Source organism: Thermoactinomyces sp. CICC 10521 (assembly GCF_016055135.1).
Taxonomy (GTDB): Bacteria; Bacillota; Bacilli; order Thermoactinomycetales; family Thermoactinomycetaceae; genus Thermoactinomyces_A; species Thermoactinomyces_A daqus.
Map to the genome: position 1 here is coordinate 21,009 of NZ_JAECVZ010000005.1, position 19,866 is coordinate 40,874.

Annotated in this window: 23 protein-coding genes; 3 read left to right on the forward strand and 20 right to left on the reverse strand. The window is 51.1% G+C overall.

What is annotated here, in order from left to right; genetic code table 11:
• Positions 1–32: 32 nt before the first annotated feature.
• The 12 genes from rnc to I8U17_RS05310 form a co-directional block, all read right to left on the reverse strand.
• On the reverse strand, positions 33–758 hold the full coding sequence (rnc, locus tag I8U17_RS05255) for a ribonuclease III (protein ID WP_033099760.1): 726 nt from the start codon (positions 756–758) through the stop codon (positions 33–35).
• Complete coding sequence (gene fabF, locus I8U17_RS05260; RefSeq protein WP_198055691.1) at positions 745–1,989, reverse strand: beta-ketoacyl-ACP synthase II; 1,245 nt, start codon at positions 1,987–1,989, stop codon at positions 745–747. The genes rnc and fabF overlap by 14 nt, the downstream gene beginning before the upstream one ends.
• A 95-nt stretch (positions 1,990–2,084) precedes the next feature.
• On the reverse strand, positions 2,085–2,318 hold the full coding sequence (gene acpP / locus I8U17_RS05265; protein ID WP_033099762.1) for an acyl carrier protein: 234 nt from the start codon (positions 2,316–2,318) through the stop codon (positions 2,085–2,087).
• A gap of 64 nt (positions 2,319–2,382) precedes the next feature.
• Positions 2,383–3,126, reverse strand: coding sequence for a 3-oxoacyl-ACP reductase FabG (fabG, locus tag I8U17_RS05270; protein ID WP_198055690.1), 744 nt, complete (start codon positions 3,124–3,126; stop codon positions 2,383–2,385).
• Positions 3,127–3,144: 18 nt separating this feature from the next.
• Positions 3,145–4,092: an ACP S-malonyltransferase gene (gene fabD / locus I8U17_RS05275; RefSeq protein WP_033099764.1), complete on the reverse strand. Its 948-nt coding sequence runs from the start codon at positions 4,090–4,092 to the stop codon at positions 3,145–3,147.
• 23 nt (positions 4,093–4,115) lie between these two features.
• Complete coding sequence (locus I8U17_RS05280) at positions 4,116–5,105, reverse strand: beta-ketoacyl-ACP synthase III (protein ID WP_033099765.1); 990 nt, start codon at positions 5,103–5,105, stop codon at positions 4,116–4,118.
• A 15-nt stretch (positions 5,106–5,120) separates the two neighbouring features.
• A complete protein-coding gene (gene plsX, locus I8U17_RS05285; protein WP_033099766.1) occupies positions 5,121–6,098 on the reverse strand; it encodes a phosphate acyltransferase PlsX in 978 nt (325 codons plus the stop codon).
• Positions 6,098–6,679 (reverse strand): transcription factor FapR, encoded by a 582-nt coding sequence (fapR, locus tag I8U17_RS05290; protein ID WP_198055689.1) that lies wholly within the window; start codon positions 6,677–6,679, stop codon positions 6,098–6,100. The genes plsX and fapR overlap by 1 nt, the downstream gene beginning before the upstream one ends.
• Positions 6,680–6,828: 149 nt before the next feature.
• Entirely contained in the window at positions 6,829–7,011 is a 183-nt protein-coding gene (rpmF, locus tag I8U17_RS05295) for a 50S ribosomal protein L32 (protein ID WP_033099767.1), read from the reverse strand.
• A 53-nt stretch (positions 7,012–7,064) separates the two neighbouring features.
• A complete protein-coding gene (locus tag I8U17_RS05300; RefSeq protein ID WP_052153969.1) occupies positions 7,065–7,583 on the reverse strand; it encodes a YceD family protein in 519 nt (172 codons plus the stop codon).
• Between the two features lie 77 nt (positions 7,584–7,660).
• A complete protein-coding gene (locus I8U17_RS05305; protein WP_052153970.1) occupies positions 7,661–8,713 on the reverse strand; it encodes a SepM family pheromone-processing serine protease in 1,053 nt (350 codons plus the stop codon).
• Positions 8,703–9,500, reverse strand: coding sequence for a patatin-like phospholipase family protein (locus tag I8U17_RS05310; protein ID WP_198059126.1), 798 nt, complete (start codon positions 9,498–9,500; stop codon positions 8,703–8,705). The genes I8U17_RS05305 and I8U17_RS05310 overlap by 11 nt, the downstream gene beginning before the upstream one ends.
• A gap of 105 nt (positions 9,501–9,605) precedes the next feature.
• Here I8U17_RS05310 and ylbJ point away from each other — a divergent pair, with 105 nt between their 5' ends.
• Positions 9,606–10,847, forward strand: coding sequence for a sporulation integral membrane protein YlbJ (gene ylbJ, locus I8U17_RS05315; RefSeq protein WP_052153971.1), 1,242 nt, complete (start codon positions 9,606–9,608; stop codon positions 10,845–10,847).
• A gap of 75 nt (positions 10,848–10,922) precedes the next feature.
• Here the strand turns inward: ylbJ and coaD are convergent, their stop codons facing one another.
• From coaD to I8U17_RS05335, 4 genes are all read right to left on the reverse strand, one after another.
• A complete protein-coding gene (gene coaD, locus I8U17_RS05320; RefSeq protein WP_198059127.1) occupies positions 10,923–11,402 on the reverse strand; it encodes a pantetheine-phosphate adenylyltransferase in 480 nt (159 codons plus the stop codon).
• 15 nt (positions 11,403–11,417) lie between these two features.
• The gene (gene rsmD, locus I8U17_RS05325) at positions 11,418–11,975 is read right to left on the reverse strand and encodes a 16S rRNA (guanine(966)-N(2))-methyltransferase RsmD (protein ID WP_198055687.1); all 558 of its coding nucleotides are present in this window, start codon (positions 11,973–11,975) and stop codon (positions 11,418–11,420) included.
• A gap of 298 nt (positions 11,976–12,273) precedes the next feature.
• Positions 12,274–12,861 (reverse strand): hypothetical protein, encoded by a 588-nt coding sequence (locus tag I8U17_RS05330; RefSeq protein WP_198055686.1) that lies wholly within the window; start codon positions 12,859–12,861, stop codon positions 12,274–12,276.
• An 88-nt stretch (positions 12,862–12,949) separates the two neighbouring features.
• Positions 12,950–13,297, reverse strand: a complete 348-nt coding sequence (locus tag I8U17_RS05335) for a hypothetical protein (RefSeq protein ID WP_033099772.1) — start codon at positions 13,295–13,297, stop codon at positions 12,950–12,952.
• 191 nt (positions 13,298–13,488) lie between these two features.
• Here I8U17_RS05335 and I8U17_RS05340 point away from each other — a divergent pair, with 191 nt between their 5' ends.
• Positions 13,489–14,142 carry a YiiX/YebB-like N1pC/P60 family cysteine hydrolase gene (locus I8U17_RS05340; protein ID WP_198059128.1) on the forward strand — a complete coding sequence of 218 codons (654 nt, stop codon included), beginning with the start codon at positions 13,489–13,491 and terminating at the stop codon, positions 14,140–14,142.
• Positions 14,143–14,218: 76 nt separating this feature from the next.
• Positions 14,219–15,205: a hypothetical protein gene (locus tag I8U17_RS05345; protein ID WP_198059129.1), complete on the forward strand. Its 987-nt coding sequence runs from the start codon at positions 14,219–14,221 to the stop codon at positions 15,203–15,205.
• A gap of 82 nt (positions 15,206–15,287) precedes the next feature.
• On the opposite strand, the gene recG is transcribed toward I8U17_RS05345, so the two are convergent.
• The 4 genes from recG to I8U17_RS05365 form a co-directional block, all read right to left on the reverse strand.
• Entirely contained in the window at positions 15,288–17,336 is a 2,049-nt protein-coding gene (gene recG, locus I8U17_RS05350) for an ATP-dependent DNA helicase RecG (protein WP_033099774.1), read from the reverse strand.
• A 6-nt stretch (positions 17,337–17,342) separates the two neighbouring features.
• Positions 17,343–18,227: an L-serine ammonia-lyase, iron-sulfur-dependent, subunit alpha gene (sdaAA, locus tag I8U17_RS05355; protein WP_033099775.1), complete on the reverse strand. Its 885-nt coding sequence runs from the start codon at positions 18,225–18,227 to the stop codon at positions 17,343–17,345.
• 69 nt (positions 18,228–18,296) lie between these two features.
• On the reverse strand, positions 18,297–18,953 hold the full coding sequence (gene sdaAB, locus I8U17_RS05360; RefSeq protein WP_198055683.1) for an L-serine ammonia-lyase, iron-sulfur-dependent subunit beta: 657 nt from the start codon (positions 18,951–18,953) through the stop codon (positions 18,297–18,299).
• A 35-nt stretch (positions 18,954–18,988) separates the two neighbouring features.
• A complete protein-coding gene (locus tag I8U17_RS05365) occupies positions 18,989–19,858 on the reverse strand; it encodes a DegV family protein (protein ID WP_033099777.1) in 870 nt (289 codons plus the stop codon).
• Positions 19,859–19,866 lie beyond the last annotated feature (8 nt).

The window sequence follows — 19,866 nt, forward strand, 5'->3', positions numbered from 1 at the left end:
GGATTTTCCCGCTCCGATTTAAGGGGTGTGTTTCATTTCTGTTTGGCTTGCCAATTTTTCAATGCTTCCATTGCAGCGTGTTGTTCCGCTTCTTTTTTCGATCGTCCCGAGCCCCGGCCAAGCGGCTGGTTATCCAAATACACCTCAGCCACAAAATGCCGGTCATGGGCCGGTCCTTGCATATCGACAATTCGATAGGCAAGGGTTCCGAGCCGTTCATGCTGCACGAACTCCTGCAATTGGCTTTTCGCATCCAACATGCTGGCAAGCCATTCTTCATTTATCTTCGGGAACATGAACGTATGCAAAAAGTTTTTGGCACCGTCCAGTCCCTGATCAAGAAACAAGGCGCCAATAAAAGCTTCAAACAAGTCGGCCAAAAGGGAGGGACGGTTGCGCCCTCCCGTCATCTCCTCCCCTTTTCCGAGGCGCACGTAATTGCCAAACCCCAATTCACGCGCAAAAGAAGCCAATGAAGGTTCACAGACAATCCGGGCCCGCATCCGTGTCAGTTCCCCTTCGCTCATCTTCGGGTAGCGTTGAAACAGGTACTCGGAGACAACCAGTTCAAGAACGGCATCACCTAAAAATTCCAACCGTTCATTGTCTGCATGGGTGCCGTTCTTCCGCTCGTGTGCAAAAGATGTATGGGTGAATGCCTGCTGAAACAGTTTTCGATTTTTAAATGCAAAGCCTGTCAATTCTTCCAGGCGCGAAAAATCCATCTCATTCACCCTTTTGCCATTACTTTTCTTCATATTCTTTCAACAAGATCGTAGCGTTGTGTCCCCCGAAGCCAAGCGAATTGGACAGTGCAGTGCGAACGCGTGTTTTGCGCGCTTCATTTGGAACATAATCCAGATCGCACTCCGGATCAGGATTTTCCAGGTTGATCGTCGGCGGGAGAATTTGTTCTTTGATTGCAAGAGCACTGATGATGGTTTCCACGCCGCCTGCGGCTCCAAGCAAGTGACCGAGCATGGACTTGGTGGAGCTGACAGCCAGTTTATAGGCGTGATCCTTGAACGCACCTTTGATGGCCATCGTTTCAAACTTGTCGTTGTATTCGGTCGAAGTGCCGTGCGCATTGATATAATCAATCTCTTCAGGGGCAAGTCCAGCATCCCGCATCGCCATCTCCATGGCCCGTTTTGCCCCTTCCCCTTCCGGAGCCGGGCTGGTTAAGTGATAAGCATCTGCGGTCATCCCGTAACCAACCACTTCGGCGATAATGTTAGCTCCGCGTTTTAAGGCGTGATCCAGCGTCTCCAGCACGAGAACCCCGGCTCCTTCCCCCATGACAAAGCCATCACGGTCTTTGTCAAACGGGCGGCTCGCTTTTTCCGGTTCGTCATTGCGGGTGGACAGAGCCGTCATCGCAGAAAAACCGGCAACTGCCAACGGCACGATCGTTGCTTCGGCTCCACCGGCCAACATCACGTCCGCTTCCCCGCGCTGAAGAATTCTGAATGCATCCCCGACACAATGGGTACCGGTCGAACAAGCGGAAATGGCTGCGCTGTTCGGCCCCTTGGCGCCCAACTGAATCGATACGATACCGGAAGCCATATTGGCGATCATCATCGGGACAAAGAACGGACTGACCCGGCGCGGACCGCGATCCATCAAAACACGATGCTGTTTTTCCAATGTGGCGAGACCGCCGATGCCCGATCCGATGTAGACGCCGACCCGTTCCGCATTCCGGTCATCGATGTTCAGACCGGCATGGCTGACAGCCATCTTGGCAGCGGCGACAGCGAATTGAGCAAAGCGATCCATCCGGCGTGTTTCTTTTTTATCAATAAAATTCAAGGGATCAAAGTCTTTTACCTCTGAGGCAATTTTTACTGCATAATCGCTGGTGTCAAACTGGGTGATATGGCTGATTCCCGACTTCCCTTGAATGAGATTATTCCAGAATGTATCAATATCATTGCCAAGAGAAGAAATGACTCCAAGACCAGTAATCACAACTCGATTTTTCAATCTGGTCCACCGCCTTTCCTCACAATACTGTAGAAAAATGATGTGTATAAAGTCCCGCAAAACACGGGACTTTATCGTAAGTACGGATGGAAAATTTATTTATGTTTGTTGATGTAATCCACTACATCTCCAACCGTCGAAATTTTCTCCGCTTCTTCATCGGAGATCTCCATGTCGAACTCATCTTCCAATTCCATGATGAGGTCGACTACATCGAGGGAGTCTGCGCCCAAATCGTCTTTGATAGATGCCTCCATCGTTACTTCGGACGGATCAACGTTCAGGCGTTCTACAACGATTTTCTTTACGCGTTCCAACGTATCTGCCATATCTCTCACCTCCCTTTCGTATTATACGGAATCGTCAATTGACAAGCAACGAAATTATCCAAAACTAGCTCATCACCATGCCGCCATCCACATGAATCGTCTGTCCCGTGATGTATCTGGCGGAATCCGAGGCCAAAAACTTCACCGTTTCCGCCACATCTTTCGGCTCACCGAAAAAGCCCAGCGGAATGTGGTTGAGCATCTGCTTCTTCAATTCTTCATCCAATACGGATGTCATATCCGTATCGATGAAACCGGGCGCAATCGCATTGACCGTGATCCCGCGGCCAGCCAGTTCTTTGGCCGTTGATTTGGTCAAGCCGATCACTCCGGCTTTGGCAGCCACATAGTTGGCTTGCCCCGGATTGCCCATGACCCCCACGACAGAACTAATGTTGATGATCCGGCCGCTGCGCTGTTTCATCATCGGACGAACTACCGCTTTGGTGGCAAGGAACACACCTTTGAGATTGGTGTTGATCACTTGATCCCACTCTTCCTCTTTCAGGCGCATCAAAAGGTTATCGCGGGTGATCCCGGCGTTATTGACCAGAATATCAATTTTGCCGAAAGTGGACAGCACTTGCTTGATCGCGGCGTCGACTTGCCCGCTGTCGGCCACGTCCACCTGGAGGGACATCCCTTCTTGCCCGGTCTCCTTGATCTTGGCAACCGTCTCTTCTGCTGCGGCGTGATTTCCCGCATAGAAAATGGCCACATTCGCCCCAGCTTCAGCCAAAGTGATGGCGACTGCGCGTCCAATTCCCCGGGAACCGCCCGTCACTACAGCTACTTTCCCTGCAAGCATCGTTCGACTCTCCTTTGTCTATGCGAATACCTTCAATTTTTCGACGGCCTGTTTCAAGCTTTCTTCGTCCTGGATCGAAAGGGTATCTACACGGCGGTTTATTTTTTTCACCAACCCGCACAAGACATTCCCCGGTCCGATCTCAACAAATGTATCCACACCCTGCTCCAGCATATAACGGACGCTGTCCTCCCACAATACCGGGGAAGCCACTTGCTCGACCAGTAGACGGCCGATCTCCGCCGGTTCGGCCACCGGTCTTGCCGTCACGTTGGCAATAACCGGAATCTGCGCAGGGGAGATTTGGATGGATTGCAAATGTGCGGCTAATTGCTCCGCAGCAGGCTTCATCAGAGACGAGTGGAACGGTCCGCTTACGGAAAGCGGAATCACTCTTCTGGCTCCGGCGGCAACCGCCTTTTCTCCGGCATCTTCCACAGCAGCCCGGTGACCCGAAATCACAATCTGTCCGGGACAATTGTAATTTGCCGGCTCTACTACATGATTTTCCTTACTTACCTCTTTACATACCTGATCAAGCAAATCGCGTTGCAAATTCATCACGGCTGACATCGCCCCGCGCCCGGCAGGAACGGCTTGTTCCATATAGGTTCCACGCTTATGTACGGTAAGAACCGCATCAGCAAATGAAAGAGCATTTGCCGCAACCAAAGCCGAGTACTCTCCCAAACTGTGCCCCGCCACAAAATCGGGGACGAGATCCACTTCTTCTCTCAGCATGCTCAACAATGCCACACTGGTGGTCAGGATCGCCGGCTGTGTGTTGGCCGTCAGGCGCAACTCTTCCTCCGGCCCTGCAAAACAGAGGCGGGAAAGCGAAAACCCGAGTACTTCATCGGCCTCGGCAAAGATTTGCTTCGCCCGGGCATTATTTTGGTAGATATCCAAACCCATGCCCACTTTTTGCGATCCTTGGCCAGGAAAGAGAAAAGCGATTTTGCCCATTTGAAAAAACCTCCTTCATACGGTTAGTCAAGCGCCCACTTAAGCACTGTTGCCCCCCAGGTGAGTCCGCCGCCAAAACCGCAGAGAACCAGAGTATCCCCTTTTTTGACTCTTCCTTCTTTCACTGCTTCATCGAGAGCCACCGGAATTGAGGCGGAAGACATGTTTCCGTAGCGGTCGAGGTTGATCACCACTTTATCTTCCGTCAATCCAAAGCGCTTGATCGCCGAGTCGATGATGCGGATATTGGCTTGGTGCGGAACGAGCAGGTCGATATCCTCTTTGCTCAATCCGGCTTTTACGAGCGCTTCATCGGTTGCGTTCCCCAAAACGCGAACGGCGAACTTAAACACTTCGCGTCCGGCCATGGAGATGGTGTGCAGCTTTTGCTGAACCGTTTCAACCGATGCCGGCTGCCGGGAACCGCCTGCTTCAAGTTTCAGCAATTCGCCGCCGGAACCGTCTCCACCCAATTCAAAAGAAAGGAAGCCGTAACCTTCTTCAACCGGGCCCAATACAGCCGCTCCGGCACCGTCACCAAACAACACACAGGTATTGCGGTCTGTCCAATCCGTGATTCTGGACAAACACTCCACCCCGATCACGAGCGCATACTTGTAAACTCCGGTTGCAATAAACTGGGATGCTGTTGCCACACCGTACATAAAACCGGTACATGCTGCAGAAAGATCAAAAGTGGCCGCTTTTTCTGCTTTCAACCGATCCTGAACGAGGCAGGCTGTCGCTGGAAAAGCCATGTCAGGCGTTACGGTCGCCACAATGATCAGATCAATGTCAGCGGCACTGATCCCGGCAGCCTCCAGCGCCTTTTCCGCCGCTTTGACCGCCAAGTCGGAGCTGGCCTCTTCCGGAGCAGCAATCCGCCGCTCACGAATTCCTGTCCGGCTGACGATCCATTCGTCACTGGTATCAACCATTTTCTCCAGATCCGCATTGGTCAGTACTTTCTCCGGAACATAGGCCCCTGTCCCTAAAATCCCTACTGCTCTCATCCTTCCACTCCCCTTTTAATGAGACAGTTCTTCTTCAATTCTCTGGATGACGCCATTTTCGACAAACAGGTGTGCTTGGCGAATCGCATTGTAAAAAGCTTTTTCATCCGAAGAGCCATGGGCTTTAATCACGGGACCCGAGAGACCCAGGAGCGGTGCTCCTCCGTGCTCCTTGTAATCCATATCCCGGGCAAACCGCTTCAGACCCGGCTTCAGGATCGCAGCGGCCAACTTGTTCAGCAGGCTGGCGGTCAGTTCCTGTTTAAAACGTTCGAAAATGGCTTTAGCGACACCTTCCATGTTTTTCAGCAAAATGTTTCCACTGAATCCGTCGCAAACCAGCACATCGCAGGGACGGTAAAGGATGTCCCGCGCTTCCACATTTCCGATGAAAGAAATGGATCTTTCTTGTTCCAAAAGGGAAAATGCTTCCTTGGTCAGCTCTGTTCCTTTGCATGCTTCGGTTCCGATATTGAGAAGTCCGATTTTCGGCTCCTTGAATCCGAGCACCTTATTTGCGTAAATACTTCCCATCTGCGCGTATTGGCGCAAATGTTCCGGTCTGGCTTCGGGATTTGCCCCCACATCCAGCACCAGAATCCCTTTGCCGGTCAGAGTGGGAAAAACGGGAGCCAATGCCGGACGGTCCACACCTCTCATCCGCCCGGTATGGAAAAGACCGGCTGCCATCAGAGCACCTGTATTTCCTCCGCTGATAAACGCATCCGCTTCCCGGTTTTTCACCATCTGACATCCGACGACGATGGAAGAATCCTTTTTGCGCCGTACCGCTTTGACCGGCTCATCATCAGGTTCAATTTGTTCGCTGACCTGGACAAATTGGAGATTGCCAAATGCTTCAGGCAATAGTTTTTCATCCCGACCGATCAAGATAAAGGTGGTATCCGGCCATTGGGAAGCAGCAAGCCGCAATGAATTCACTACCGCTGTCGGAGCATGGTCTCCTCCATGCGCATCAATCGCAATTCGCATCAATGCTCCTCCTCATTCGCTGGAACAAGTTCATCGTCTTCTAGGCGATAAACGTCAAAAATTCCTTGAAAAACGACTTCTCCATTGATTTTCGTTTTTACATCCACCTGTAAACGGGATGCCTTTTTTTTGATTACCGTGGCATGGGCAATGCACTTTTCCCCCAACCTGGCCGGTCGGATAAACCGGATCTCGGCTGAACCGGTAAGTGCCACTTCCGAGTTCACCAGCGCAACGGCCAGTGAATTGGCCTGTGCAAACAGGATGTGTCCGCGGGCGATTTGATTTCGTGCAAAAACATGTTCCTTCTTGATCTCCAAAACGGAAACACCGCTGTGATCCAATTGCAGATCTACGATATCCCCGATCACTTCTTCCACCAATAATGACCGGACACGGTCAAAATGATTCTCCGCCATGTGTTTGATACGCTCGCGCAATTCCGGAATGCCAAGCTCCAAACGATCCAGCCTGATTGTTTGTATGCTGACCTTGCATCGCTTTGCCATCTCTTCATCCGTCAGAAATGGATCGTCCATAAAAGCTTGTTTGATTCGGCGCTGTCTTTCTCTCTTGGACATGCGCACAGCGGAGCCACCACCTTTTTTATTACCATGTATTAATACCAGGTACTAAATCAGTATATAAAAAAAAGGGCGTATTGGCAATATGAAAAAACAAGAGCCAGACCAAGATGCCGGCTCTTGCTTTTACGGCTCCGGCAAATCCATTATTCGTTTGCAACGCCTTCCACTTCAGAGCCTTTGTAATAACCGCACTCTTTGCAGACACGGTGAGAGAGTTTGGGCGCTCCGCATTGCGGGCATTTCACCAAACCTGGCACAGCCAGTTTAAAATGGGTGCGACGTTTGCGTTTGCGTGTTTTCGATGTACGTCTAAAAGGTACTGCCATGCTGTTTCACCCCCTCTAAGAATGTAACACAAGTCGGGGAAGTTTTCATACACCTAAGATTTGTCCTCGAACCAATCCTGCAATGCCGCCAACCGGGGATCGATTTTTTCAATCTGGCAGTTGCAGGTTTCCACATTTTTGTTCGTTCCGCATTTGGGACATAGACCTTTGCAATCTTCCCGACATACTGGAATGTAAGGAAACTGGAGCAGAACTGCCTCCCGGATCATGGGGTCAAGATCCAGCACATTTCCATCAATCAAATGGATCTCTTGCTCCTCTGTTTCTACCGCCCGGTGTGCTTCATCCGTAAAATATTCCTTCCATTTCACATGAATTGGAAGGGTGAATTCCGACAAGCACTTGGAACAGGAAAATGTCGCTTCGGTCGACTGCTCCGTATCGGCTTCGATCAGATGCGGATCCAGGAGCGACACACGGGCTTTTACTTGAACGGGCTCAAGCCGAACCAACCCTGGAACTTCGCCCGGCAAAGCATCCAGCGTTACGGTCTCACGCAAGTCAAGTTGCCCGGCTTTGGCTTGATTTAACTTGTGCAGGGAAATCTGCATGATTCCACTCCTTGTGTAAAAACAGGGTTATTATAAGACACGATTGCAATCCCTGTCAACGTTTTTGACTTGAAAGTCTATGCGGCGGCTTCGGGCAACCGCTGAAGATATTGAACGGCATCGGCCAGAGATTTGACCGGCACCAGCTTCAGATGCAGGCCTTCCTTTTTGATCGTTTCTTTGGCAATTTTTTCATTCTGATCCCCCGGCATCACATCTTCCGGGCAAAAGAAGATTTGGGCATGTGCCCGTTCAGCGGCAACGAGTTTGTGCTGAATCCCTCCGATTTGCCCGACGGTTCCGTCAGCGGAAATCGTTCCCGTACCGGCAATGCGGTGTCCATGAGTCAGATCTTCGGGCACCAACCGGTTTAAAACTTCAAGTGTAAACATCAACCCGGCCGACGGTCCGCCGATCTCGTCGGCTTCAATCCGGACGGGCGGGGAGGTGATCACCTGGATCCGCGGAACCGGAACAATGCCCAGTCCGACATGCGGCTTTTCACCCGGCTGTGCGGGCAAAGTGTACAGGCTCAGCTTAAGGGTTTGTGCTTTTCTGTCCCGAAGGAGGCTGACGACAACGGTGTCCCCCGCTTTTTTGGCGCTCAGGTATTGAACGAGCTGATCGACGGACTCAACCGGCCGCCCGTCCACCTTTTGAATAATATCCCCTTCCCGCAATCCTTGCGGCTGTTTTCGGAGCAGCTGAAATACTTCAATTCCGGTCATTTGGACGCGAACCGGCTTTTTGGCATAGCGAAAAGCAGCGATAATCGCCTGATTTTGTGAGGCAGTCATATTTTCCGCCTCTCTTCTCTGATACTCCTCTTCCGATTCATTCTGCGCCAAAATCTCCGTTTCATGCACCAATTCACCGTGCCCGGTCAGTTTCACATAAGCATAATCAAACAGGTTTCCGTCTTTTAAGGAAACGGTGGTCAGCATAAATGACCCTTTTTCATGCGGCCTGATCCCGCCAACATGCACCATTGGCGACACATCCTGGGCCGAGCCGGGCGCCATGACAAAATAAGGTATACGGACGAGAAAGAGAACCCCGATTATGATAAAAATCAGTGATATAACAACAACTCCGACGATTCTCTTTCCATTCGAGTCTCTATATCCCATCCCATACTTCCTCTCCTTGCCAGTTTCGGATCAGTTCTTTCAGTTTTTTCACTTTGGCTCTCGCTTCTTCTTCTCCTTTTTGAATACATTCCTCCGCCCTCATAAACGCGGTGGGTCCGATATGGCCGACATCGGGATGAAAAACGAAATCGGCCGCCACAATCCGCTGGCTGGTAATCTCTTTCTCCATGATAACTAAAGTTTGTGCAATCACATCAAAAATATTTTCGATCTTCGCTTGATTCACCCGCGGAATCACATCAACGGCTATAACCAGATCGGCCCCCATCTCCCGCACGACGGAAACCGGAACCCGGTCGATCACCCCTCCGTCCACCAACAGTTGGTTTCCGAGGCGAACCGGTTCAAAAATCCCCGGTATCGAGATGCTCGCTCTTACCGCCAGATCTGCAGGTCCTTCCGTGAACACCACGGGTTCCCCTCTTGTCAAATCCGTCGCGATCACCGCTGTCGGGATCGCCAGTTGCTCCAATCTCTTGTTGTGCGTGAGCAGGCGAATCAATTCTCTCACCTTGTCCCCGATGACAAAGCCCATTTTCGGAATCGTCAGATCGAGCCAATGCTTCCGTTTCAGGGAGATCGCCACTTGCTCGCACATTTCCAGATCCAGCTGATTCGCCAGCAGAACCGCGACAATGCTCCCCATGCTGCTCCCGGCAACAAAATCAATTTCAATTCCTTCCTCTTTCAGGACTTTCAATACACCCAAGTGAGCAAAACCGCGCGCTCCGCCAGAGCTGAGGGCCAAACCGATCTTCGGGTGCAAACAGCATTCGCTCCTTTCGTTTCACTGGACAAACCACCGGCATATATTTCCTCCCCCAAGCGTAGACATGTTATTGATGCTGTTGTCCATGAGGAGAGAATGAATATGATCCGACCCTTTCTCCGAAGTCAATTTAAAACGCTGGCACTTGCTTCTTTCGCTTTTTTTATTGCCATCCTGCTCGTCTTGTATCCTGAACAGGCTGTTAAATCATCGCTTAGGGGGTTGACGATTTGGTGGGATGTCGTCTTTCCTGCTTTATTGCCTTTTTTCATAACAGCCGAAATGATGATGGGCTTCGGAGTCGTCCATTTCCTGGGAGTCCTCCTGGAACCATTGATGCGCCCGATCTTTCGCGTTCCCGGGGCGGGCGCGTTTGTCATGGCCGTCGGCTTGATCTCCGGAAATCCCATGGGGGCAAAACTGACGGCCCGTCTGCGCGAACAGGACCTCATCTCCCGCGAGGAAGGGGAACGCCTTGTCGCTTTTACCAGCACTGCCGGCCCCTTATTCCTGTTTGGCGCGGTGGCAGTCGGTTTTTTTGAAAATGAATCGCTCGGCATGATCCTTGCCACCGCTCATTATGCCAGTGCTTTCCTCGTTGGATTTTTGATGCGTTTTCACGAACCGAAAGCCCCGCCCTCCAATCCAAAAGGAAAAAAAACCGGCCTCATCTTCATTCGCGCCCTGAGAGCCATGCACCGGGCAAGGATTCAGGATGGACGCACACTCGGACAATTGATCGGTCAATCGGTGACTTCCGCTGTGCAAACCTTGCTGCTGATTGGCGGTTTTATCATGATGTTTTCCGTTTTAACCCACCTGATCAACTATGTAGGCATAACCAGGCCCCTGGTGCACGGAATCTCCTGGCTTCTCCACCTTTGTTCCCTGTCCGGGGACCTGGCCAATCCAATTTTAGCCGGATTGTTTGAAATCACTTTGGGCTCCCAGCTGGCCAGTGCCGTCGGTCCCACCGTGCCGCTGATCTATAAATTGGCCATGGTCGGCTTTGTCGTCGGGTGGAACGGATTATCGATCCACGCCCAGGTCGCCAGTATGATCAGCCGGACGGATATCCGTTATTTCCCTTACTTTTTGGCGAAAATCCTGCATGGCGTGCTGGCGGCGGTCATCACAGTCGCTATATTCCCGCTTTTCCGGCCGCGGCTGGATGTCGTCGCCGTGAACAGTTCCCTTCTCGGGGAATCGGTTATTCACTCCCCTCTCTGGCAAACATTGAAAGGGATATCGATTATTATAGCGCTATTCTGGGTTTTCTTTCTATTGTTTGCTGAAATCAAAGATCGCTTGCCGTATAATAAAAACCCGCTCAAACGTCAGTGACAAAACGTAGCGGGCAAAAAAATCGGCCAGAGGGGGGAATTTCCCTTTTTATGTGAGCATCATCCGGGGCACGGATCAAGCTTCAAACTTTTCCTGCAAGGCCTTGGCAACATGTTCCGGAACCAAGTCTTTCACATCCGCCCCATAGCGGGCGACTTCCTTGACCATTGCCGAACTGATAAAAGAATACTGATTGCTCGTCATTAAAAAGAATGTCTCCACTTCTTCATCCAGCTTGCGGTTGGTTGATGCGATTTGCAGTTCGTACTCAAAATCGGAGATGGCCCGGAGACCGCGCAGGATAACATTGGCCTCCCGTTTATGCAAATAGTCGACCAGCAACCCGCCAAAGCTGTCCACTTCGACGACGGACATATTTTTGGTCGCTTCCCTGATCAGCTCTTTTCTTTCTTCAACCGTGAACAAGGGGTTTTTAGAGGAATTTGTCAGCACGGCCACAATAATTTTGTCAAACACTTTGGCCCCGCGCTTGATAATGTCCAGATGACCATATGTAATCGGGTCAAAACTTCCCGGATAGACGGCGATTTTCATCTCGTCTCCTCCTTCTTACTCGTTTATCTTTTGGTAGAGAGTGATCCCGGTGTCCCCATAAGCGAGACGACGAATTTGAACAAGCGATCCCAATTCTGCCTCCAATTCCTGATCATTCGGGTGCTCCGCGACGACAATGCCGTCTTTTCCAAGCAACTCCGTCCCGACGATCTCCTTCAGCACGGGGAGCAACAAATTTTTATGATAAGGTGGATCCAGCAGAATCAGCTCAAACCGCCAGCCTTTTCCCTGCAGCATCTTCAGTGCCGCTCTCGCATCCCGCCGGTAGATTTCCACCCGGTCCGCCAGTTTCGCCGCTTCTGCATTCATGCGAACAATATCACAGCTTGTCCGTGATTGGTCAACAAAAACTCCCCGGTCAAAGCCCCGGCTTAACGCTTCCAAGCCAAGCGCACCTGTCCCGGCAAATAAATCAAGCACATTTCCCCCGGCAAAAAAAGGGCCGATTACTTGAAACAGGGATTCTTTGACTCGGTCTGCAGTCGGACGCACATGTTTTCCCGGAACCATTTTCAGGCGCGTCCCTTTTGCCGATCCAGCAATGATACGCATAATGGACACCTATCTCTTCTGTCATTTATTAATAAAATAAAACACGTTTAATCCTACCATAAAGAACAGGCAAATGAAAACGCAAAAAAAACCAAATGCAAGGTATAAAAAATCAAAAGGAGGAAAACATAATAGATGACAGCGTCGATTATGATGTTGTCGAACCGCGGAGAAGACTTACGTTTCCCCATAAGCTCTTCCTCCGGTTTCTCCTCTCCCATTTAGTATTTTTCACAACTCGATTGTGAAAGATACATTGAGGCTCGCGTAACAAGGCGCGAGCCATTTTTTTACTTTCTTATCTGGATCCTCGGCGTGGAATTCTCCTTCTCCTCACGCCATCCAGGGAAACTGTTTCATCGTATGCCGGCGGCCACTCCTCCATGCTCTCTCTGCGATTCTGCCGGGATGTCGCTTCCCTTCTCATCCGGTCCCTCTGTTCTCCCCAGGTATCGCGAAACTCCATCGATTCCGAAAATCTCTCCATCTCCGGATGCGGAGGTCTCCAGGCGGGAGAATACGGGACGTTTCTCCGTCCTTGTCTCTCCTCAGGCGGCCACTCGTCCGGCCTCGGAAACGGCAGGGCATCAGGATGAGGACCCGGTCCAAAAAATCCTCTCGGATCCATCGGGCCCTGCCTCCGCATCGGACCGGGAACAGGCCCGAACAACCAATCATCTTCCCACTCGCTTCTCATCATGCGAGGCGGCATCTCTCTTCTTTCCCGATCGTCAGAAAAATGACGCGGGGGACCCATCGGCTCACCAAACATATCCATTTCGTTAGGATAGAAATATTGGCCTGATTCACGTTCACGATGTTCAGCACTGCGAATTCCTTGCACAGGTTTTTTTCGCACAGGCTGCCTTTTTCTGCTTTTATGCATCATTCTTCCTCTCCCCGATCAGATATTGACCCCATTTTTTAACAGGCACTATACCATATGACGATCACCCTTGCTTTGTCTGTACGGATCACCTATAAGTTCCCGCCCAATTCCCCCAGTTCCGGTAGATGGTGCGTTTGATCATCCGCGCCTCCGTCGGCGTAATCACTTGTTCCACAACCATCGCATCCACCATCTTATCAGACAATTCATATAATCTCGGCGAGTTCTGCAGCTTTTCAAGTTCCTCACGGGTAAAAAAATGCTCGGGAAGCTGTTGGGCATAGGACCATAGCCCCATCACACCGTACTGCATGCGGATGCGTCTCGCTTCGGCGATCAATTGCTTCATTTTCCTCACGCTTACCGCCCGGCGACCAACAGTCTGATTGATGGTATTCACAAGATCCTGATAAAGCGCATCGTTGTTGTTCATTCATTTCCCCCCTGCTTGCGAATAATGTATCTTATGCAGAAGGAAAAGGTCGTGACTTAACAATTAACAAGATTGATACACAAATGTAATCTTATTAAAATATATACTGAATATTCCGTATTATAAAATAATAACAAGGAAAGCAAATGATTATTCACCTGTTTCCGAGAAAGGAGAAGTCAAGGAACATCATGAAATGCTTAAAAAAAATAACCCTGTTTCTCTTCTTCGCTTTTTTGTCCATTGTACCAGTGTTCCCCGACATCGCTTCCGCCTCCTCCCCTTCATTCACCCCCGATCAGCTGAAAGAAATCGCCAAAGCGAAGCAAAAAACCCGGTATGTCGCCACGCACTGGGATGAAATCAAACAAGCAAAGAATCCGGTTTCTGGCTCAGTCTCGATTGAATCCGTCGGGCAGGCAGGGGATATTCTCGTCACTTTGGACGGAACGAGCAGTTCATCCATGTGGGCGGGCGGTCATGCGGGAGTCGTTTCCGACGTGAGCGGATATGTCGTCGAATCGTTTGGCAACAAAGGGGATTTGAACGGTGTCCGGCATTGGCCGAATGACTGGGATACACGCTATAATCAGGTAAAAGGGCTCAGAGTGAACGGAGCCGCTTCCGGGGACTATGCTTATGCCGCTTCATATGCAAGACAGCAAATCGGCAAGCCTTATAACTACAATTTTTTCAATATTACAACAACCGGTTCATTTTATTGCTCCCAACTGGCTTGGCGCGCTTTTTACAATCTGGGTTATGATCTGAACGACGGCGGTGCGGTCTGGCCCGTTGACCTGATTGAAAGTCCGCTCACTTACGCCTTTTATTCAAAGGGTTGATGTCAAACGGGGCTTTTTTTCCTCTTTCGGGTGAAAAAAGGCTCCGCTTTCGCTCATCACAATGAAGGAGGTCGCCATGTTTCGGTTTCGTTTTATCCTGGTGCTGGTGTTGGGATTATTGCTTCTTTCCGCTGCCTGTTCCCGAGACGCACTTCCGCTCCGGCATGCAAGACTGGCTGTGATCTACACCAATGCTGCCAAAAAGGAAAGCGCATTGATGCTGCTGGATGCAAAGGGAGAAGCAATCGGCGAGATCCCGATCAAGGCAATGGGGATCTTTCAAATCGAAAAATCAGACAAAAACGGATTGCTTTTACCCGAGCGGTTTGGCCGGTCTCTCATCATCCTCTCCCCGGAAGGCAAGCTGCGAACGGAACAAACAAAAGAGTTTCCGATCTTTGTCAAACAAAGGGACGGAGTAACTGTGTCCGCCTTTAATACAACACTCCATTCCAACACCCTGGAAATCGTGCAAAACAACCAGCGCAAACAACTTCAGCTTCCCGGATTCCTGCGAACGGCTACTTGGGATGATACATATGTTTATGTATTCTCTTCCTTGATTGAAGCGAAAAGGGCCGTTTTGTATGTGGTCGATCGGCAACGCGGAAAAGTAGCCCAAACCGTCCCGCTCGCCATCGATCTGGCTGATGACCTGAAAATCGTCGGTCACGACTTGCTTATCACCTCAACCGATGAACAGAAAAAAATGGCCGTATATGATCTGGAGAAAAAGCGAATCCGCTATATCGAACTTCCGTTTGCCAAACCGCAGTACATTTTGCCCGTCGCCAATGAAATCTGGATTACCCATAAACAGCAGGCGGTTCTCACTGTTCTCGATCCCGATGCTGATCAGGTGAAACGAACGCTTGCCGTTTCACAACCGATATTTCAAGCAAAACAGGATGCCCAACACCTCTATATCCTGTCCCAGTCTGACAGTGCGGAGACAGCCGGCGTACTTGGCGTCTACGATAAAAAACATTTGCATCAGATAAAGCGGATTTCCCTGCCGCGCAAAGGTGAGATGCGCATTCAGGATTTTGCCTTGCTTCCCTGAGCGAAACCGCGGGCATGGCAGATGGCTGGCCACACTTCTTCAGAAAAAACCCTGTTGCTCAAGTGTCAACAGGGTTTTCGCACTAATCAAAGCTTTTCGATTCAAGATTTTCTTCCTGCAGGTACTCGTAAAGTGCCCTTGTCTCCGGATTGCTCGAAAAGTCAGGGCGGTTGACCAACTCCTGGGCATCGGCACGGGCAATCTCCAGTACACGCAAATCCTCATTCAAATCGGCAATTTTAAACTCGGGCAGACCGCTTTGCTTCACCCCGAGAAAATCTCCCGGCCCCCTCATCTCCAAATCGCGCCGGGAAATTTCAAATCCGTCGGTTGTTTCCGTCATGATCCTCATCCGCTCAACACCCGTTTCCGATTTGGGATCGGCCACCAGCACGCAAGTCGCCGTACCGCCGCCCCGCCCGACCCGTCCGCGCAACTGATGCAACTGCGCCAGTCCAAAGCGGTCCGCGTCATATATCACCATCACCGTGGCATTGGGGACGTTGACTCCCACTTCGACGACCGTGGTGGATACGAGCACCTGAACCTCATTGGCGGCAAAATGGGCCATTACCTCTTCCTTTTCGGCAGAGGACATCCGTCCGTGCAGCAAACCGACACGAATCGGGGCCAGGGCCATTGTCAACTGACCATAAACCTCTTCGGCGTTTTGCAGATCCAGTTTCTCCGATTCCTCAATCAAAGGGCAGATCACATATGCCTGCCGGCCCTTCCGGCACTCTTTTTCGATAAAATTGACAATCCTGGGCCAAATCTCCTTTTTTACCCAATAGGTATCGACAGGCTGGCGCCCGGCAGGCATTTCGTCAATGGTGGAAACATCCATCTCTCCGTAGTACGTGATCGCCAGCGTACGCGGAATCGGCGTCGCCGTCATATGAAGAACATCCGGCACTTCCCCTTTTTCGCGAAGGGTAGCCCGCTGTTTGACACCAAAGCGGTGCTGTTCATCGGTGATCACCAGACCGAGATTGTGAAAGGTGACCCCTTTCTGAATCAAGGCATGCGTTCCGACAGCGATATCAGCCAGGCCCATTTGGATCTGCCCCAAGGCATCCCGCCTTTCCCGGGCCGTCATCCTGCCTGTCAAAGCGACAATTTGCAAGCCCAGCGGGGAAAGCAGCTGCTTGAGCGAGGCAGCATGCTGATCTGCCAAAATCTCCGTCGGCACCATCAGTGCTCCCTGATAACCGCTGAGATAATTGGCGTAAAGGACAATGGCTGCCACCACGGTTTTTCCGGAACCTACATCTCCCTGCAACAGGCGGTTCATCTGAGACGTGGAGCGCAGATCAGCCAAAATTTCCTGCACCACCCGCCTTTGCGCGTTGGTCAGCGGAAAGGCCAGCCGGTCGATAAATTCCTCCACCTTTTCCTCGGCAAAGGAATGGGCGATTCCTGTGTTCTCCATCCGTGCCTGTTTCTTCAGCCACATCATCTTCAATTCATATAAAAAAAGTTCCTCATACACCATCCGGCGGCGCGCTTGCCGGCCTTCTTCCCTCCCTTTTGGAAAATGAAGGAAGTACATCGCCCGCGGCCTGGAAATCAGCTTGTAGCGCCGCCGCAATTCCTCAGGCAGGATCTCCTCAATCCGGTTTCCATAACGGATAAACGCTTCATGAATCAGCTTGCGAAGCCCGTTCACTTTCACGGAACCGGTGACGGAATAAACCGGTTCGAGCCGGCCGACATGCTTTTCCTGTTCCGCTTGGGAGAGAAAGGTGCGATCAACCGTAATCTGCAACCGATGCCGATCCCATTTTCCTGATACAACGATGATTTGTCCCGGATTGATTTTTTCACGCAAATAAGCCTGATTAAACCAAATCAGGTTTACATGAATTCCGTTGACATCAATTTTGGCGGACATGCGCGATTTTTTCTTTCCATACCATCTCACGCTGGGCTGTCCGTAGACAATCCCCCGGACGGTAACCCGCTCATCCTGCTCCGCTCGCGTCAAATCACTGATACGGTAATCCTCGTAGCGGTATGGGTAGTACTCCAACAGGTCGGCGATGGATTCGATTCCGAGCTCGGACAGATTCTCTTTTCGCTGCTGACCGACACCGGGCAGGTTTTCCACTGGAATTTCCGTCAGTTTCATGATTGCTTATTTTCCCGCTCCAAAAATTTTTCGTTCCAGCTCCTGCCCTGTCGGGGTGGCAGCCAATCCGCCCAACGCCGTTTCTTTAAGCGCAACCGGCATCATCTGCCCGATCTTGAACATCGCCCCGATCACCTCGTCGGTCGGAATGATGCTTTTCACTCCAGCCATGGCCATATCGGCTGCAACCATGGCAATCGCCGCCCCCATCGCATTTCGTTTGACACAAGGCGCTTCCACCAAGCCCGCCACCGGATCACAGACGAGTCCGAGCATGTTTTTCAAAGCAATCGCCACCGCTTCCCCTGACATCGTTGGCGTTCCGCCCGCCATCTCCACGACAGCTGCCGCTGCCATCGCCGTTGCCGAACCCACTTCGGCCTGGCAACCCCCGGCTGCACCGGCGATGCAAGCGTTATTGGCGATACAAAACCCGATCGCTCCCGCCGTAAACAAAGCGCGTACCTTTGTTTCCCGATCGGAGCCCAGTTTTTCGGCCGCGGTGGAAATCGCCCCCGGCAAAATGCCGCAAGCTCCGGCCGTCGGTGTTGCCACAATCGTCCCCATCGCTGCATTCACTTCGGAGACTGCCGTCGCTCTTGAAACCGCATTCAGAATGGTCGAACCCGATAACAGAACGGGTGCGTTTTCTTTATATTCGTTGATTTTACGGGCATCGCCGCCGGTCAATCCGCTATGTGAGCGAATCTCTTCGGTCAACCCCCGTTCGATTGCCTGTTCCATTACGGTCAGGTTGTGTTCCATCCCCGCAAAGATCTCTTCCCGCGGACGGTTCATCACTTCGATTTCGTGCAAAATCATGACTTCGGATATTTTGAGTCCTTCCTTTTCTGCTATTTCCACTAATTCAGCTACTGTGCGAAATTTCATTTTTCCCGACCCCTTTTCCCACAGAAAACCGCCGGTCCTTCCTGAGGCGGCGGTTTTTATTCCATCATATTATAAGATCGTTACAGCATGAATCCCAGGCAAATTGCCAATTTTATGTTGCACTTCCATTTCCACCGGCTGATCGGTCTCAATGGACATCAAAGCTTGTGACCCTTTCTCTTTGCGTGACACTTGCATAAACGCAATATTAATCTCGTGTTCGGCCAACACACTTGCAACTTTGGCCACCGCACCATACTGATCCTGGTGCAATACCAGCAAAACCGGATCATTGCCGGACAAGCTCAGTTGAAAACCGTTCAGCTCGACGATTTCCATTTTTCCGCCACCGATGGAAATCCCGACCACTTCAACGCTTCCCTGCTCATCTTCCAGATAGATTCGAGCAGTATTGGGATGATCCGGCACTTCATCCGATTCGACAAAGGTGATCTCGATTCCCTCTTCTTTCGCGATCTCAAGGGCGTTCACAATCCGCTTATCGAATGTATCAAAATCGAGCAAACCGCCGGCAATGGCCACATCCGTACCATGGCCGCGATACGTTTGGGCGAATGATCCGTACAAGGTGATAACGGAGCGCTTCGGCTTGCGGCCAAAAATGGTTCTCGCCGCCCGCCCGATCCGGGCCGCTCCCGCCGTATGCGAACTTGAAGGCCCGATCATCACCGGACCGATAATATCAAATACGGTACGATATTTCATATGAAATCCCAACCTTTTGCGACAACGTTCCCAGATTAAAGCTGCTCCAGCGGCACCAACAGGCATCCGACTGTCCCCGGACCCGCGTGGGTTCCAACCGCCGGTCCGATGTCAACCACAATCTCTTCTCTTACATCATACATCATTTTTACCTTGTTCAGCCAGGTCTTGGCATCTTCTTCCTGATCCGCATGCAGAATCGCCGCATAGACCGGGCCGACCGGAACTTTCTGCTGCAAAAGTTCAAACACTTTGCTGAAGGCCTTGTTTTTGCCGCGCGCCTTGTCAATCGCCGTTACCTCACCATCTTCGCTGATGGAGATGATCGGCTTGATACTGAGAAGCGAACCGACCAGCGCGGCCGCTTTCCCGATCCGGCCGCCCTTCTGCAAGTATTCAAGCGTATCGACCAGCGCCACCAGGCCCTGCTTTTCGCGAACCCGATCTGCCAGCTGCACCAGTTCATCCAGTGTTTTTCCCTCTTTTGCGGCCCGGGCGACCAGCACGACAATCACCCCGAGAGCATAGGCAACCGATTTGGAGTCATATACCATAATCTCCGCATCGGGATACTCTTCCTGGACTATCGCTTTGGCCAGCATGCAGGATTGGTAAGTGCCGCTCATTTTCGAAGAAATATGAAGGGAAAAGATTTGCTTTGCCCCGCTTTGAATCGCTTTGCGATAAAACTCGGCAATCTCCAGCGGCGAAGGTTGGGAAGTGGTTGGCAACTCGGTAATCTCTCTCATTTTTTGATAAAATTGCGACGGAAACAAATCAACCCCGTCCAAATAAGATTGCCCCGCCAGATGAACTTTGATCGGGACAACGGAAATGTCCAAGGCTTCCGCCAGATCTTTGGGAATATCGGCAGTACTGTCGGTTATGATTTTCACCTGCCCCATCAAACACC